Here is a 16,343-nt window from a genome sequence, read left to right as displayed (position 1 = left end):
CCCGATGAGCCAGGCGGCACAGAACCTCAACTGGTTGATCACGAATTTCGTGGACAACACCCCCGGGGTGTCCCACACCGTCGTCGTGTCCGCCGACGGACTCCTTCTGGCGATGTCCGAGGGCTTCCCGCGCGACCGCGCCGACCAGCTCGCGGCCGTCGCCTCGGGGCTGACCTCGCTCACGGCCGGGGCGTCCCGGATCTTCGAGGGCGGCAGCGTGGCACAGACGGTGGTGGAGATGGAACGCGGGTTCCTCTTCCTGATGTCCGTCTCGGACGGCTCGTCCCTGGCCGTTCTGGCCCACCCGGAGTGCGACATCGGCCTCGTCGGCTACGAGATGGCGCTGCTCGTCGACCGCGCGGGCGCCGTACTCACCCCCGACCTGCGCGCCGAACTGCAAGGAAGTCTGCTCCACTGATCGGCCCCGGCACCACCCGTCTCACCAAATCACCGTCCGGCCGCCACAAACCCCCCACCGGCCACATCAGACGGCTTGACTTACCGACATGCCGCCCCGCCCGGAGGACCCATGACCCCGCCCACCGCCTCTCATGATCCGTACGCGGAACCGTACGAGGACGAGGGCGACCAGCCGCTGGTACGTCCTTACGCGATGACCGGCGGCCGGACCCGGCCCCGCTATCAGCTCGCCATCGAGGCGCTGATCAGCACCACGGCCGACCCGGCAGCGCTGATGGGGCTGCTCCCCGAGCACCAGCGCATCTGCCACCTGTGCCGCGAGGTGAAGTCGGTGGCCGAGGTCTCGGCCCTGCTCGCCATGCCGCTGGGGGTGGCCAGGATCCTGGTCGCGGACCTGGCGGAGGCGGGCCTGGTCGCCATCCACCAGCCGGGCGGCGACGAGAACAACGGCGGTGCGCCGGACGTGACACTGCTCGAAAGGGTGCTCAGTGGACTTCGCAAGCTCTGACGGGGGTCGGGCGACGACCTCCGCCAAGATCGTGGTGGCCGGCGGTTTCGGCGTGGGCAAGACCACGTTCGTCGGCGCCGTCTCGGAGATCAACCCGCTGCGCACCGAGGCCGTCATGACGTCCGCGTCGGCGGGCATCGACGACCTGACCCACACCGGGGACAAGACGACCACCACGGTCGCCATGGACTTCGGCCGCATCACCCTGGACCAGGACCTGATCCTGTACCTCTTCGGTACGCCGGGCCAGGACCGGTTCTGGTTCATGTGGGACGACCTGGTGCGCGGCGCCATCGGCGCGGTCGTGCTGGTCGACACGCGCCGTCTCGCGGACTGCTTCCCGGCGGTCGACTACTTCGAGAACAGCGGCCTTCCCTTCGTCGTGGCGCTCAACGGCTTCGACGGGCAGCAGCCGTACAACCCGGACGAGGTCCGCGAGGCGCTGCAGATCGGGCCGGACACCCCGATCATCACCACCGACGCCCGCCACCGGGCCGACGCCAAGAGCGCGCTGATCACGCTGGTCGAGCACGCGCTGATGGCACGGCTGCGGTAGCGATCAAGCAGACACAAGTAGACAACGGCACACGGAAGTTGCCGTGGGCACCGGGAAGCCGGCTGTGTCCTTGGACACGGCCGGCTCCGGTGTTCATAACGTTTCGGCAGAGGAATCGGGTGGTGCCGCCACGCGTCGCGCACATTTGGTGCCGCTGTGCGCACGATCGGCCCGTCATTTGACGCCCCTCGCTCTTTATGACCGTTTTATCTGGGGCTTACATCACATGTAATCCTCTCGTCACAGTGTTTGGAAGAGCGCTGGTCGCCGTGCTGGAATGCCAGAACTGCCCGGTGGTCAAAGACATACTCATCAGTAATACGTACGTGATGAGTAGGTGACGTCCTGGGCTCTGAGACACTGCGGCACGACACAGGTGCCGACCGCCGAGAGGTTGTTGGTCGAGTGAGGCGAAGCAAGAACAGTCCCGAGCCGTCGGCCCGGGGCAACTTCACCCCGCCGCCGCGTGCAGCGGCGCCCGCTCCCGTGCCCGGTCCGCAGTCCAAGGCCGCCCCCGAGCCCAGCGGCGGGCGTCTGTCGCCGCGCAACTGGCGGGTGCGCACGCGCCTCAACGCGATCCTGCTCATACCCGTACTGGTCGGCCTCGTCATGGGCGGCTTCCAGGTGAAGGGCTCCCTGGACACCTGGCAGGACGCCGAGGACGCCGAGTCCACCGCCAAGCTGGTGCGGGCGTCCCTCACCTACGCCGACGCCCTCTACAACGAGCGGGACATCTCCGCCGCCCCGCTGCTCCAGGGCAAGGACGACGACGAGAGCGTCGTCAAGGCGCGCAAGGCCACCGACCGGGCCGCCGACGCCTTCGACGAGGCGGCCCGGAACATGCCCGCCAAGGACGGCCTGGAACGCCGGCTGCAACAGTTCCGGGAGGTGGAACCCAACCTCCCGACGCTGCGTACCGCCGCCTACACCTCCGCGCTCAAGGGCGTGGAGACCGAGGAGGGGTACGTCCAGATCGCCCACCCGCTGATGTCGTTCGCCAACGAACTCGGGCTGGGCACCGGCAACATCACCTCCTACGGCCGGGCCGTCTACGCGATCGGCCTGACGAAGGCGTCCCTCTCGCTGGAACGCTCCATCGGCATGCACATGCTGACCAAGCCGGGCCCTGAGCCCAGCCACCTGGCCAGCCAGCGCGTCGCCCTCTCCTCGTACGCCTACCTGGAGGGCATAGCCGTCGAGGAGTACCTCGGCGGCGGCACCGAGGCGGACGCCAAGAAGCTGGAAGACGCCGAGGCGAAGATCAAGACGGACGGCGCGGCCCTGGCCAAGGAGGCCGCGGCCGGGGACCCCGACTACGTGGCACCGCCGGCCAACCCGACCACGATGGTCTCCGAGCTGGCCCAGCTGTCCTCCACCGACACCAGCGCCCGGGCGTCCCTGGCCCAGCAGGGCATCACGCCGGCCAACTGGTGGGCGGTCACCACCCTGAAGTTCGACGCCTACCGCGCGATCGAGTCGGACATGGCAGACAAGGCCGTGAGCGAGGCGTCCGCGATAGCCGACGACGCCGCGCGGGACACCTACGTCACCGGCGCCGCCGTGGTCATCGCGCTGCTCGCCGCGTTCATCCTGGCCGGCATGGTCGCCCGCCAGATGAGCCGCAACATGCGGCAGCTGCGCAACGCCGCGTTCGGCGTCGCCGAGCAGCGGCTGCCGAGCCTGGTCGACCAGCTCTCCCGCACCGACCCCGGCCGGGTCGACACCCGGGTCAGCCCGATCCCGATCACCACCACCGACGAGATCGGCGAGGTCGCCCGCGCCTTCGACCAGGTGCACCGCGAGGCGGTCCGGCTCGCCTCCGAGCAGGCCCTGCTGCGGGGCAACATCAACGCGATCTTCACCAACCTCTCGCGCCGCAACCAGTCGCTGATCGAGGGCCAGCTGGCCCTGATCACCGACCTGGAGAACAACGAGGCCGACCCGGACCAGCTGGAGAGCCTCTTCCGCCTGGACCACCTGGCCACCCGCATGCGCCGCAACGGCGAGAACCTCCTGGTCCTCGCCGGCGAGGAGCCCGGCCGCCGCTGGGACCAGCCGGTCCCGCTGGTCGACGTGCTGCGCGCCGCCTCCTCCGAGGTGGAGCAGTACGAGCGCATCGAGCTGTCCGGCGTACCGGAGGCCGAGATCCACGGCCGCGCCGTCACCGACCTCGTGCACCTGCTCGCCGAGCTGCTCGAGAACGCCACCACGTTCTCCTCCCCGCAGACCAAGGTCCGCGTCACCGCGACCCGGCTGCCCGACGGCCGCGTGATGGTCGAGATCCACGACAAGGGCATCGGCCTGACCGCCGAGGACTTCGCGGACATCAACCACAAGCTGGCCAACCCGCCCACCGTGGACGCCGCGATCTCGCAGCGCATGGGCCTGTTCGTGGTCGGCCGGCTCTCCGACCGGCACGGCATCCGGGTCCAGCTGCGCCCCTCCGGCGAGCAGGCCGGCACCACCTCGCTGGTCATGCTCCCGGACGCCATCACGCACGGCGGCGGCGGCGAGAGCCCGGTGCGGCGCGACGACTTCACCGTCTCGCAGATCATCCCCGAGCAGCAGTTCCAGGGCGAGAACTTCGCCCAGCAGCCGCCCCTGCGCACCGCCGCTGAGCTTGGCTTCGACGACACCCGGTACGCGGAGGTCCCCGACGACATCCGCGAGCTGGACCCGGTCGGCCGCTCCCTGATGCGCGAGGAGCGCCGCGCCGCGCTGGAGTCCCAGACCCCGCCCGGCACGGAGGACCCGGCCGCCGACGGCCAGGCGGCCCCGTACCAGGACCCGTTCGCCGGCCAGTCCGGCTACGGCCAGGGCTACGGCCAGGGGTACGGCCAGGGGTACGACCAGCAGGCGCCGTACCCCGGCCAGGAGCAGGCCGCGTACGAGGCACCCGGGCAGCAGGCGTACGACGAGCAGTACTACGCGCCGAACGGCGGCCTGCCGCAGGGCGACGCCTACTCCCCCGCCGGCGACGGCGGCTACCCGCAGAACGGGTACACCGAGGCCGGTCTGCCGGAGCGTCCCGTGCCGGGCGGCGGGGCCCAGGACGACTGGCCTCGGCAGGACGGCTACCAGAACGGCTACCCGGCCCAGTACCCTGCGGACACGGCCGCCGCGCAGGCCGCGCAGGCCGCGCAGGCCGCGCAGGCCGCGCAGGCCGCGCAGGCCGCGCAGGCCGCTGACGCGGGCGAATCCGAGCGCGTAGGCTTCGAGCGTCCGGGACCGGCCCCGTCCGCCGTCCACGACCTGACCGACGCCGGGCTCCCGCGCCGCGGTGCCGCCGCGGGCGGCGCGCACCGAGCAGCTCCGGAGCCCACTCCGGAGGGCAACGGCGGGGACAGCGGCGAGGGCTCCTGGCGGTCGGCCAACGACGAGCGCTGGCAGCAGGCTTCCCAGCTGAAGAAGCCGAAGGCGGGCGGAGTGACCTCCTCCGGTCTGCCCCGGCGGGTACCCAAGGCCAACCTGGTCGAGGGCGCCGCTGAGAGCACCCCCCAGGGAGGCCCCCAGGTCTCCCGTGCCCCGGAGGATGTCCGGGGCAGGCTGAGCAACCTGCGCCGCGGTGTCGAACGAGGCCGCAGCGCGGGCAGTGAAACGAACAACGGCCAGGCCACTGGGTCTCACCACAGTGGTCCTGACAGCACCTACGACCAGGAGCGTTAGTGTGAGCCCGATGAGCCAGGCGGCACAGAACCTGAACTGGTTGATCACCAACTTCGTGGACAACACCCCGGGGGTGTCCCACACGGTGGTGGTCTCCGCCGACGGACTCCTTCTGGCGATGTCCGAAGGTTTCCCGCGCGACCGCGCCGACCAGCTCGCGGCCGTCGCCTCCGGTCTGACCTCGCTGACCGCGGGTGCCTCGCGCATCTTCGAGGGCGGCCATGTGAACCAGACGGTTGTGGAGATGGAGCGGGGATTCCTCTTCATCATGTCCATCTCCGACGGTTCCTCCCTCGCGGTTCTCGCACACCCGGAAGCGGACATCGGTCTCATTGGGTACGAGATGGCCCTTCTCGTCGACCGAGCCGGTACGGTCCTGACGCCGGACCTGCGCGCCGAGCTTCAGGGGAGCCTTCTCAACTAACGGGCAGACGGTGCGTTTTGGCGTCCCGTGGCCGTAAGGTTTCGGGACGCGGCTCCACAGTGATGGGTGCCAGGCACAGTCGGAGGAGGAGAAAGTGGCAACACCCCCAGGCAGTCCGTCTTCGGGCAACTGGTCGTACGGCCCCGCACAGGGCCACGGCGACGGTGCGCACCCGTACGGCTTCCCCTCCGCGCCCAGCCACCAGCAGCCGTACGCGCCGCAGGGCCCCGGCCCTTCGCCGTACGACCAGCCGCAGGCCCCGCGCATCCAGCCCGTGCAGCCGCAGCGCCGCACCCCTGAGCCCGCGCCCGCCGGGGCGTCGAACAACCCCCTGGTGCGTCCGTACGCCATGACCGGCGGCCGGACCCGCCCGCGGTACCAGCTCGCCATCGAGGCGCTGGTGCACACCACCGCGCAGCCGCACCAGATGCAGGGCCAGTTGCCCGAGCATCAGCGGATCTGCCAACTCTGCCGGGAGATCAAGTCGGTGGCCGAGATCTCGGCCCTGCTGACCATCCCTCTCGGCGTGGCCAGGATTCTCGTCGCCGACTTGGCGGAGGCGGGCCTGGTCGCCATCCATCAGCCCGGCGGCGACGACAACGCCGGCGGCCAGCCAGACGTGACACTGCTCGAAAGGGTGCTCAGTGGACTTCGCAAGCTCTAGCGGAGGGCCTTCCCGCTCCACCACGTCCGCGAAGATCGTGGTGGCCGGCGGTTTCGGCGTGGGTAAGACCACGTTCGTCGGCGCCGTCTCGGAGATCAACCCGCTGCGCACCGAGGCCGTGATGACATCCGCGTCAGCGGGCATCGACGACCTCACCCACACCGGCGACAAGACGACCACCACGGTCGCCATGGACTTCGGCCGCATCACCCTCGACCAGGACCTGATCCTGTACCTCTTCGGTACGCCCGGCCAGGACCGGTTCTGGTTCATGTGGGACGACCTGGTGCGCGGCGCCATCGGCGCGATCGTGCTGGTCGACACGCGCCGTCTCGCGGACTGCTTCCCGGCGGTCGACTACTTCGAGAACAGCGGCCTCCCTTTCGTGATCGCGCTGAACGGCTTCGACGGGCAGCAGCCGTACAACCCGGACGAGGTCCGGGAAGCCCTCCAGATCGGGCCGGACACCCCGATCATCACGACGGACGCACGGCATCGCGCGGACGCGAAGTCGGCGCTGATCACGCTGGTCGAGCACGCGCTGATGGCGCGGCTGCGGTAATCGGCACGAATCGCTTGCGGCCCTCGTTCCTCCTGTGGGAGGGATGGGGGCCGTACATCGTTGTACCGGGGGGCGGGGATGAGCGCAGAGGCGGCCGCGCTGCGGCTGGGGACGACCGTGGCGAGCACGGCGGCACGGATATGGCTCGGGGGGAAGGCGCGTGAGCAGGAACGTCACCTGACGATCGAGGAACTGGCCCGGGTGCGGGTGCCCGGGGTGAAGTTCTCGCGCAGTGTGAAGCGGCAGTTCGAGCAGATCGCCGACGCGGTGTTCGACCGGCTGGAACCGTTCCTGGAGCACGAGTTCAGGGGGCTGGAGGAGTCAGGGCGCCGGGCGGTGATCGACGCGGTCTGCGACACGTTCGCGGCGGCCGACCTCTCGGACGAGGCGCTGCTGGCCGCCGACGCCCAGCCCGCCGAGCTGATCCGGCGGATCACCGGGACGGTGCGCGCTCCGGTGGGGCTCGGCGAGGCGGAGGGCAGCCTGTACGCGCGGCTCTTCACCGAGTGCGTGGAGTACTACGTCCGGATCGTGCGCAGCCTGCCGGTCTTCGAGGAACGCGCGGCGGCCGAGCTGCTGGTGCGGACGTCCACGCTGGGCGGCGAGGTGGCCCGCATCCTCGAACGGCTCCCGGACCGGACCCTGTTCGCCCCGGAGGGCACGGACCAGGACACCGCGTTCCGGCGCCGGTACCTGGAGCTGGTCAGCGAGAGTCTCGACGAGGTCGAGCTGTTCCGCCGCGCCTCCGACCGCGCGGCGGCGCAGGTCCGGCTGTCGGTGGCGTACGTCAGCCTGCGGGCCACCGGCGACGACACCGCGTGGCGGCGCACCGCCCGCTCACTGCCCCGGCTGCGGGCCGACATGAGCGACTGGGAGGAGGCGGCGGGCGGCGAGGGCTCCGGCATGCGGGTGGAGGCCGCGCTCCGCGGCTCGGCCCGGGTCCTGCTGCGCGGCGAGGCCGGCTCCGGCAAGACGACCCTGCTGCGCTGGCTGGCCGTCATGGCGGCGCGCGGCGCCTTCACCGGCGAACTGGCGGAGTGGAACGGGCTCACCCCGGTCCTCGTCAAGCTGCGCGAGTACAGCGGCCGCACGCCGCCCGCGCCGGAGGCGATGCTCGACGGGGTGGCGGCGCCGCTCACCGGCATCATGCCCCGGGGCTGGGTGGAACGGCAGCTCGACAGCGGCCGGGCGCTGCTGCTGATCGACGGGGTGGACGAGCTGCTCGACCGGGAGCGGCGGGCGGTACGGGACTGGCTGCGCCGGCTGCTGTCGGCGTATCCCGGCGTACGGGTCGTCGTCACCTCCCGGCCCGCCGCGGCCGGCGCGGACTGGCTGCGGCGCGAGGACTTCACCGCGCTGCACCTGGACCGGATGACCCCGCCGGACCTGGCGGCGTTCGTACGCCAGTGGCACCAGGCGGTGCGGGAACTGGGCGAGGAGCTGCCGTGCCCGGTGGAGGACCTCCCGCAGTACGAGCAGTCGCTGCTGGCGAGCCTGAAGGACCGGGCGCACCTGCAGTCGCTGGCGGGGACTCCGCTGCTGGCGGCGATGGTGTGCGCGATGCACCTCAACCGGGGGCGGCACCTTCCGCGGGACCGGATGGAGCTGTACCGCAGCGCGCTGCACACCCTGGTCCACGACCGGGACGCGGACCGGAACGTGCCGAGCGCGATGGACAGCCCGCTGAGCCTCGGCGACAAGCTGATCCTCCTGCGCGATCTGGCCTGGCGGCTGTCGGACAACAACCGCAGCGAGATCGCCCTGGAGCAGGCGGCGGTGCACGTCGGGGCGAAGCTCAGGGCGATGCGGCATCTCGACCCGCTGGACGGGGAGCATGTGCTGCGGCAGCTGCGGGACCGCTCCGGGCTGCTGCGCTCCCCCGCGCAGGGACGGCTGGACTTCGTACACCGGACCTTCCAGGAGTACCTGGCGGCGGCGGAGGCCGCCGAGGAGGACCGGATGGGCAACCTGGTCGGGCGGGCCCACCTGGACCTGTGGCGGGAGACGGTCATCATGGCGGCGGGCCACGCCAACGCCCGCCAGCGGGAGGAGCTGCTCGGCGGCATCCTGGACCGGGCGGAGACCGAACCCCGCAACGCGCGGACGCTGCGGCTGGTGGCGGCGGCGTGCCAGGAGACGCTGCCGGAGGTACCCGAGAAGCTGGCCGCACGGCTGGACGCGGCGGTGGCCGCCCTGCTCCCCGCCCGCCGGGCGACCGACCCGGCCGCGCTGGCGGCGGTGGGCCCGAGCCTGCTGCGGTGGCTGCCGCGGTCGGGGGCGGGGCTGACGGAGAAGGCGGCGGCGTACACCGTGGAAACCGCCGCGCTGATCGGCGGCGAGGAAGCGCTGACGGTGCTGGAGGGATACACGGGGGACGACCGGTACCGCGTGGTCGGCGCGCTCACCGAGGCGTGGAGCTACTTCGACGCGGCCGTCTACGCCGATCGAGTGCTGTCACAGCTGCCGCTCGGCGGCCGCACCCTCAGACTCACCCATTCCGCCCAGTGGCAAGCCGTCACCGGGCTGGCATCGGTGACCGGGCTGGCCATCGTGTACCCCTTCACCCGGTTCGCAACTGTGGGCGAAGTACCGTCCCTGGTCGACCTGCAGCTGTACCAGTTGCGCGGCGAAGTCGACCTGCGGGTGCTGCGGCGTCTGCCGGGACTCAAGTACCTGGCGCTGCACGGCGACGTGACGATGCACCACCTTGGCGTGTTCGCCGAGCTCGAGCACCTGAGGCTGTTGCACCTCGGTCTCCGGGGCGTGTCCTCCCTCGACGGATTGCGCCTCGGGCCCGAACTCGGGCTTCTCTCCCTGTGGGATGTCCCCGAAACCACGGACTTCGCCGTTCTCGCCGACTGCCCCCACCTGACGCACCTCCAAGTGGTGACCGACATGATCTGCCTGCCCAGGAACCTGAGCGCGGTGACGTCACTGCCCGGCCTGGCCCTGACCCTCCACGGCGTCGACATCGCCGCCTGGCTGTCGTCCCCGGACTTCACGCCGCCGAAGGTCAAGCAGCTCAAGCTGTACGACTGCGTGCTGCCCGACGACCGAAGCGCCCTGGACTTCCCCGGCGTCAAGGTCTCCGTCAACTGAGACGGGCCGTGGCCCCGCCCCCCTCGCAGGGGTGCGGGGCCACGGCCCGTCGTCGAAGCGCTACCGCCAGCTGTGCGGGGCCCGGAAGCCCGGCTCGCGCTCCAGGCGGCGCCAGCCCGCGCGGACGCTGCCGCCCCGGGACGGGGCGACCTCGGCGGGGCGGGACGCGGCGCGGGCCATCAGGACGGCCGTGATGGCGGCGACTTCCTCGGGCCCGGCGTGGCCCTTCTCGACACGGATGTCAGGCATGGACATACGACAGACTCCTCGGGGTCACTGCGGGGGGTTGCCGTGCTTGCGGGAGGGCAGGTCGGCGTGCTTGGTCTGGAGCATGGCCAGGGAGCTGACGAGCACCTCGCGGGTCTCGGCCGGGTCGACGACGTCGTCGACCAGGCCGCGTTCGGCCGCGTAGTAGGGGTGCATCAGCTCGGTCTTGTACTCCTTGACCATCTTCTGCCGCATCGCCTCGGGGTCCTCCGCCGCGGCGATCTGCCGCCGGAAGATGACCCCTGCCGCGCCCTCCGCGCCCATCACGGCGATCTCGTTGGTCGGCCAGGCGTAGGTCAGGTCGGCACCGATGGACTGGCTGTCCATGACGATGTACGCACCTCCGTACGCCTTGCGCAGGATCAGGGAGATCCGCGGCACGGTGGCGTTGCAGTACGCGTAGAGCAGCTTCGCTCCGTGCCGGATGATCCCGCCGTGCTCCTGGTCGACACCCGGGAGGAACCCGGGGACGTCCAGGAAGGTGACGATCGGGATATTGAAAGCGTCACACATCTGGACGAAGCGCGCAGCTTTTTCGCTGGCCTCGATGTCCAGGACGCCCGCCAGCACCTGGGGCTGGTTGGCGACGATGCCGACGACCTGGCCGTCGAGGCGGGCCAGCGCGCAGATGATGTTGCGGGCCCAGCGCTCGTGGACCTCCAGGTAGTCGCCGTCGTCGACGATCTCCTCGATGACCTTGGCCATGTCGTACGGGCGGTTGCCGTCGGCCGGCACCAGGTCGAGGAGGACGTCGGAACGCCGGTCGACGGGGTCCGCCGGCTCGGTGCGCGGCGGGTTCTCCCGGTTGTTCTGCGGCAGCAGCGACAGCAGGTAGCGGACCTCGGCGAGGCAGGTCTCCTCGTCGTCGTACGCGAAATGGCAGACGCCGCTGGTCTCGGCGTGCACGTCGGCGCCGCCCAGCCCGTTCTGGGTGATCTCCTCACCCGTCACCGCCTTGACCACGTCCGGGCCGGTGATGAACATCTGCGAGGTCTCGCGGACCATGAAGACGAAGTCGGTCAGGGCGGGGCTGTAGGCCGCGCCGCCCGCGCACGGGCCCAGCATCACCGAGATCTGCGGGATGACACCGCTCGCCTTGGTGTTGCGCTGGAAGATGCCGCCGTAGCCGGCGAGGGCGCTGACACCCTCCTGGATGCGGGCGCCCGCGCCGTCGTTCAGGGAGACCAGCGGGGCTCCCGCCGCGATGGCCATGTCCATGATCTTGTGGATCTTGGTGGCGTGCGCCTCGCCGAGCGCCCCGCCGAAGATCCGGAAGTCGTGCGCGTAGACGAAGACCGTGCGGCCCTCGACCGTCCCCCAGCCGGTGATCACACCGTCGGTGTGCGGCTTCTTGGCCTCCAGGCCGAACCCGGTCGCCCGGTGCCGGCGCAGCTGCTCGACCTCCCGGAAGGACCCGGGGTCCAGCAGCAGTTCGATCCGCTCCCGCGCGGTCAGCTTGCCCTTGGCGTGCTGCGCCGCCGTGGCCTTCTCGCTCGGTCCGGCCAGCGCCCGCGCACGGATCTCGTGCAGCTCGGCGACCCGCCCGCGCGCGTCCGTCGGCTCACCCGGCGCCTCATCCAAAACGGTCATGTAGTGACCTTACGAAGCCGACCAAGGAAAGCACGCCGTCGACTCCGTACAGTCTCCGGCGGGTTTTCCTGGTGCACCTGAACAGAACCATCACGGCGTGCAGCCGTTTCGACTGCTCAGGCGGCCCGCCCGTTGTAGGGGTCGCACAAAGGTGTCACCTGAGAGACACCTCACATTCCTGGGTGGCGCATACCGTCCCCGGAGTGACGCGCAGGCGCAGCCGGCGGCCGGTGGACAGGATCTCGACCGTCTCGTCGGCCCGGACCGGCGGGCCCACCGGGTGGTCCCAGGTGATCTCCAGCGGTTCGCCCGTACGGGGTGGTTCGCTGATGTGGAGCGTGGCGGTACGGCCCCGGCGGCGGACCAGGACGCTCGCCCCGGCGGTCGCGGTGAGCGGCCCCACGGTACCCGCCCGCCAGAAGGTGACCGCCGTCAGGCCCAGCGCGGGGACGGCCACCGCCTGCCGGTCCGGGTCGTTGGCGAGGATCGACAACCAGTGCCGGCCGGCGGCACGGCCCACGACCGCTTCCCTCCCGGCCCCCGGGAGCAGGACGTAGGCGTACGTCGCGTCGGCCGGGTCGGTGCCGTGGTCCAGCCAGAGGGTCTGCCAGCGCCGGGTGCGGCGCTCGGGGGAGCCGGCGCTGTTGATGTCGGCCCAGGCGCCGGTGCGGTCCTCGCGCAGGGCGCGCAGCTCGCCGCCGTGCAGGACGACCCAGCCGCCGTGGCCGGCGAGGTGCGCCCAGTCCCGGCCACGCGTGAAGGCTGCGGTACCGCCCTCCCCCAGGTTCCGGTTGTCGACGACCGTCTCGACCGGCGCCCCGTCCGCGCACCTGATCCCGGCCCCGAGACACACCACGGCGTCGTCGACGAAGAACCAGGACTTCCGCGCCTCCAGCGTCGACCCGAGCCCCTTCAGATGCTGCCCGACCACCGCGTACTCCCCGTCCGTCGTCCCGCCCACCCACCGCACGTCGGGCCTGGGCTCGCCCCATTCGCCGCCCGCCCGGTCGGCCAGCCGCCTGGTGGAGACGGTCGTACCGGGCAGGCGGTACCAGTCGACGGTGGGCCAGTACCAGTCGGTGTACTGGTCCCCCTGCCGCCCGGCCGGCCACCAGGAGAGCCATCCGGCGCCGGTGTGCCAGCCGCGCGGGTTCTCGCCGTTGCCGCACTCGTAGTGGGCGATGCGGTCGCTGGCCATGGACAGGGCGGCGGTGAAGCCGGGACGGCGGTGGACGGCGCGGTCCATGGCCGCGAACAGACGGTGCCCCACGGGCTCGGGAGCCGCCGCCCCGGGCGCGTCGGCGATGGCCCGCAGCCGCGCCAGATCGGCGACGCCGAACTGCGGGGCCGTCAGCACCGGCGACACGGCGTCCCGTTCGATCCACCCCTTGATCCGCGGGTGCCAGCGCTCCCGCTCCGCCGCGCTCGCCCCGCCCGCCAGGACGGCCATCGCGGCGATCAGCTGCTGCCCGTGACAGTGATCCCCGCGCAGCACGCCCCCACCGCCCCCGGACAGCCCACGGCTGATGGCCCGCCCGCTGACACAGTCCATCACCAGCCCGTCCAGGATCCACGGCGCGAAGGCATGCTCGACGCTGTCGAGTACGTTCTGCCGCGCCGGATCGCGCACCTCCCACTCCGACCCGGCCAGCAGCGTGAACAGCCGGCCGAGCCCGTCGAGCATGACCTGCCCGTACGTCCCCGAGTACGCGACCCAGGTGTGCTGCACGAACGACCCGTCGGCATGGAGTCCGTCGCCCCGCGTGACGTACGGGAAGACCGGGGAGAGGGCGTCGCGGGCGAGGGCGATCTTCTCCGGGGCGCGGCCGAGGACACCGCGCAGGGCGACCGAACGGCACAGGTCGACACGGTTGGCGCCGGTGGAGGTGCCCGCGTACTCCCCGAGCGCCGTGTCCGGAATGAAGTGGTCCACGGCCGCGCAGGCGGCGCCGGTCCGCTCGTCGCCGAGGTGTTCGTGGAGAGCGGCCACGATGTCCGTGAGCAGCCGGGGACTGCCGATCTGCCAGTCCCACCAGTTGCCGTAGGGGGCGGTGGTGGTGTTGTAGACGGTGGCGGAGAGGTGGTCGAGGCCGCGCAGGACACCGGCGAGGAGTGCCGGGTCCCCCGTCGAGCCGGTGCCCTGCTGGACGTACGCCTGGGTCATCGTCCACAGGCGGCCGTAGCCGGCGGTGACGCCGGAGGACGGGGTGAAGGGGAGGTCCGGCCACAGGGACGCGGGCGTCGGCGCCATGGCCGCCCCGTGCGCGCGGGCGGCCTCGCCGGTCCGGGCGAGACGGGAGGCGTACGGCTCGGCGGCGGGGTCGTAGCCGGTGCCGAGGGAGAGGTCGAGCCAGCGTCGGCGGAGGGTGTCGTAAGGGTCCTCACCGGCGCGCACGTCGGCGCGGGCGCGGGTGGTGAGCGCCGGAGCGAGGGCGGTGGCGAGGACGGCCGCGAGCAGGACGGTGCGGCGGGGAGTGCCGGACAACGACGTCATGCTCATGCCGTCTATCACGTCGGCGCCGACCGGGGAAGAACACGCCCGCCCCCGTCAGCCGAAGCGGTGCAGCAGCCGGCGGTACAGACCGGGCACCAGCCCGCGCACCCGCCCCGGGACGGCGAGCCAGCCCGGCACATGCACGTCGTCACGCCCGTCCCGCACCGCGTCCCAGACCGCGCCGGCCACCCGTGCGGGCGCGGTGGGCCGGGGCCAGGGCCGCTGGTACGGCGTACCGCGCCGCTCGAAGAACGGCGTGTCCACCGGCCCCGGCACGACATGCGTCACCCCCACCCCCGTGCCCCGCAGCTCCTGCCGCAGCGCCTCCGCGAACGCGGCGACGCCCGCCTTGCTCGCGGAGTACACCGCCTCCTGCCGTACGCCGACGCTCCCGGCGACCGAGCCGACCAGCACCACCCGCCCCCGGCCCGCCGCCACCATGGCGGGCAGCACCTCGTGGACGAGCCGCAGCGTGGCGCCGAGGTTGACGGCCAGCACCTGGTCGATGGCCGCAGGAGGCATGGCGGTGAACGATCCCGCCCATCCGATCCCCGCGCCCGCGACCAGCACGTCGATACGCCCGGCCGCCGCCAGCGCCGACTCGGCGAGCAGCCGCGGCCCGTCCGCGGCGGTGAGGTCGGCGGGAAGGGCGACCCCGGACGTGGCAGCGGCGGTCTCGTCGAGCCGCTCCCGGTCCCGCCCGCTGAGCAGCAGCCGCCAGCCGCCGGCGGCGAACCGGCGGGCCGTGGCGGCACCGATGCCGGACGAGGCACCGGTGACGAGCGCGACGGGACGGTCCCGGCCGGCGTCACGGCCGCCGCGCGGGGACACCTCCTCGAACGCTTCCGCGATTTCCTCGTCGAGGGGCTTACGGAGGGACGGCGGTCCTGGCTGGGTCACGGGATGCCTCCCGGGCGACATCTGGGCTTCCCGCCACCCTCACACCGCCCGACGGCGCCCGGCACGCCGAGTCCGCCCATAGGGGCCCGCCGGTGCGCCAGGCGGCCTACCGGACGCCCAGAAGGGTGGCGGCCCGGCACGGCGAGGGAATACGTTCCCACCATTTCCGCGACCCTTGCGGATGATGTTGAACGTTGTACTGAACAGGTCTACGGTCGCCACCGCACCATCTCATTGAAGACTCAAGAACGAGCTTCGAACCAGCTTCAGGACCAGAGGAGATCACCATGAGCACGTCCGCGAACTCCGACCTCGCCGCCCTCACCGGTGACTACACACTGGACCCGGCCCACACCACGATCGGCTTCGTGGCCCGCCACGCGATGGTCACCAACGTCAAGGGCCAGTTCCGCGAGTTCAGCGGGACGCTGCACCTGGACGGCTCCGACCCCGCCAAGTCCACCGCCACCCTCGACGTGACGATGGAGAGCATCGACACCGGCAACGCCGACCGCGACGGCCACCTCAAGAGCGCCGACTTCTTCAAGACCGACGAGTACCCGACGATGACCTTCCGCTCCACGTCGGCGGAGTCCCTCGGCGGCGACGACTACCGCGTCACCGGCGACCTGACGATCCTCGGCACCACCAAGCCGCTCACCATCGACCTGGAGTACAACGGCACCGCGAAGGACCCGTTCGGCAACGACCGGGTCGGCTTCGAGGGCAAGGCCGAGATCAAACGCTCGGAGTGGGGCCTGACCTGGAACGCCGCGCTGGAAACGGGCGGCGTCCTGGTCTCCGACAAGATCAAGCTGGTCTTCGACATCTCGGCGATCAAGAACGCCTGACGCCGACCAGTTCCCGGGCCTGTTCACGGGCGTCCCCGAACGGGTCCGGCACCACTCCCAGCCCGTGCGCGACCAGCGCGCCCTCGTGCAGCAGCATCAGCACCCGCCCCACCCGGTCCGCCTCCCCCGGGCCGAGCTCCCCCACCAGCCGGGTGAACAGCTCCAGCATCCACGCCTTCTGCGCCGCGATGACCGGGTACGCCGGGTGGGCCGGGTCGCTGATCTCGGCATGGGCGTTGACCATGGCACATCCCTTCGCGCCGTACGCCCCCGACCAGTCACGCGAGGCATCGAACACGGCCAACACCCGCGCCGCGCCTCCCTCACCCCCCTCACCCCCTC

The 16,343-nt window shown here is 71.7% G+C and carries 13 protein-coding genes and 1 pseudogene; 9 read left to right on the top strand and 5 right to left on the bottom strand.

Annotation, left to right across the window (positions count from 1 at the left end; all coding sequences use genetic code 11):
* Positions 1-4 precede the first annotated feature (4 nt).
* From J7I94_RS24315 to J7I94_RS24280, 8 genes are all read left to right on the top strand, one after another.
* Entirely contained in the window at positions 5-418 is a 414-nt protein-coding gene (locus J7I94_RS24315) for a roadblock/LC7 domain-containing protein (protein WP_003993189.1), read from the top strand.
* Positions 419-529: 111 nt separating this feature from the next.
* A complete protein-coding gene (locus J7I94_RS24310; protein ID WP_003973454.1) occupies positions 530-928 on the top strand; it encodes a DUF742 domain-containing protein in 399 nt (132 codons plus the stop codon).
* Positions 909-1,484, top strand: a complete 576-nt coding sequence (locus J7I94_RS24305) for an ATP/GTP-binding protein (protein WP_215170007.1) — start codon at positions 909-911, stop codon at positions 1,482-1,484. The genes J7I94_RS24310 and J7I94_RS24305 overlap by 20 nt, the downstream gene beginning before the upstream one ends.
* A 405-nt stretch (positions 1,485-1,889) precedes the next feature.
* Positions 1,890-5,150 carry a nitrate- and nitrite sensing domain-containing protein gene (locus J7I94_RS24300; RefSeq protein WP_215170005.1) on the top strand — a complete coding sequence of 1,087 codons (3,261 nt, stop codon included), beginning with the start codon at positions 1,890-1,892 and terminating at the stop codon, positions 5,148-5,150.
* Positions 5,151-5,160: 10 nt separating this feature from the next.
* Complete coding sequence (locus tag J7I94_RS24295; protein WP_189419756.1) at positions 5,161-5,574, top strand: roadblock/LC7 domain-containing protein; 414 nt, start codon at positions 5,161-5,163, stop codon at positions 5,572-5,574.
* A 94-nt stretch (positions 5,575-5,668) separates the two neighbouring features.
* Positions 5,669-6,238, top strand: a complete 570-nt coding sequence (locus tag J7I94_RS24290; RefSeq protein WP_215170003.1) for a DUF742 domain-containing protein — start codon at positions 5,669-5,671, stop codon at positions 6,236-6,238.
* Positions 6,219-6,800 (top strand): ATP/GTP-binding protein, encoded by a 582-nt coding sequence (locus J7I94_RS24285; RefSeq protein ID WP_009314218.1) that lies wholly within the window; start codon positions 6,219-6,221, stop codon positions 6,798-6,800. Before J7I94_RS24290 ends, J7I94_RS24285 begins: the two co-directional genes overlap by 20 nt.
* 78 nt (positions 6,801-6,878) lie before the next feature.
* Complete coding sequence (locus J7I94_RS24280; RefSeq protein WP_215170000.1) at positions 6,879-9,899, top strand: NACHT domain-containing NTPase; 3,021 nt, start codon at positions 6,879-6,881, stop codon at positions 9,897-9,899.
* A gap of 60 nt (positions 9,900-9,959) precedes the next feature.
* On the opposite strand, the gene J7I94_RS24275 is transcribed toward J7I94_RS24280, so the two are convergent.
* The 4 genes from J7I94_RS24275 to J7I94_RS24260 form a co-directional block, all read right to left on the bottom strand.
* Entirely contained in the window at positions 9,960-10,154 is a 195-nt protein-coding gene (locus tag J7I94_RS24275; protein ID WP_215169998.1) for an acyl-CoA carboxylase subunit epsilon, read from the bottom strand.
* Positions 10,155-10,172: 18 nt separating this feature from the next.
* Complete coding sequence (locus J7I94_RS24270; protein WP_215169996.1) at positions 10,173-11,756, bottom strand: acyl-CoA carboxylase subunit beta; 1,584 nt, start codon at positions 11,754-11,756, stop codon at positions 10,173-10,175.
* A 154-nt stretch (positions 11,757-11,910) separates the two neighbouring features.
* Positions 11,911-14,256, bottom strand: a complete 2,346-nt coding sequence (locus J7I94_RS24265) for a polysaccharide lyase 8 family protein (protein ID WP_215169993.1) — start codon at positions 14,254-14,256, stop codon at positions 11,911-11,913.
* Positions 14,257-14,304: 48 nt separating this feature from the next.
* Positions 14,305-15,171 (bottom strand): SDR family oxidoreductase, encoded by an 867-nt coding sequence (locus J7I94_RS24260; RefSeq protein WP_215169985.1) that lies wholly within the window; start codon positions 15,169-15,171, stop codon positions 14,305-14,307.
* Between the two features lie 266 nt (positions 15,172-15,437).
* Between J7I94_RS24260 and J7I94_RS24255 the strand changes: the two genes are divergently transcribed.
* Positions 15,438-16,001: a YceI family protein gene (locus tag J7I94_RS24255; protein ID WP_215169983.1), complete on the top strand. Its 564-nt coding sequence runs from the start codon at positions 15,438-15,440 to the stop codon at positions 15,999-16,001.
* On the opposite strand, the pseudogene J7I94_RS24250 reads toward J7I94_RS24255, so the two are convergent.
* Positions 15,988-16,343 (bottom strand): annotated as a pseudogene (locus J7I94_RS24250) (TetR family transcriptional regulator); the annotation flags it as partial. The gene J7I94_RS24255 and the pseudogene J7I94_RS24250 overlap by 14 nt on opposite strands.

The sequence above is a fragment of the Streptomyces sp. ISL-12 genome (genome assembly GCF_018614415.1).
Classification (GTDB): Bacteria; Actinomycetota; Actinomycetes; order Streptomycetales; family Streptomycetaceae; genus Streptomyces.
This window is presented reverse-complemented; position numbering and strand designations above follow the sequence as displayed.

What these genes read in the sequence shown, in the direction of transcription:
- J7I94_RS24315 (WP_003993189.1), top strand. Translation starts at nt 5, where the DNA reads ATGAGCCAGGCGGCACAGAACCTCAACTGGTTGATCACGAATTTCGTG.
- J7I94_RS24310 (WP_003973454.1), top strand. Translation starts at nt 530, where the DNA reads ATGACCCCGCCCACCGCCTCTCATGATCCGTACGCGGAACCGTACGAG.
- J7I94_RS24295 (WP_189419756.1), top strand. Translation starts at nt 5,161, where the DNA reads ATGAGCCAGGCGGCACAGAACCTGAACTGGTTGATCACCAACTTCGTG.
- J7I94_RS24280 (WP_215170000.1), top strand. Translation starts at nt 6,879, where the DNA reads ATGAGCGCAGAGGCGGCCGCGCTGCGGCTGGGGACGACCGTGGCGAGC.
- J7I94_RS24275 (WP_215169998.1), bottom strand. Translation starts at nt 10,154, where the DNA reads ATGTCCATGCCTGACATCCGTGTCGAGAAGGGCCACGCCGGGCCCGAG.
- J7I94_RS24270 (WP_215169996.1), bottom strand. Translation starts at nt 11,756, where the DNA reads ATGACCGTTTTGGATGAGGCGCCGGGTGAGCCGACGGACGCGCGCGGG.
- J7I94_RS24265 (WP_215169993.1), bottom strand. Translation starts at nt 14,256, where the DNA reads ATGAGCATGACGTCGTTGTCCGGCACTCCCCGCCGCACCGTCCTGCTC.
- J7I94_RS24260 (WP_215169985.1), bottom strand. Translation starts at nt 15,171, where the DNA reads ATGTCGCCCGGGAGGCATCCCGTGACCCAGCCAGGACCGCCGTCCCTC.
- J7I94_RS24255 (WP_215169983.1), top strand. Translation starts at nt 15,438, where the DNA reads ATGAGCACGTCCGCGAACTCCGACCTCGCCGCCCTCACCGGTGACTAC.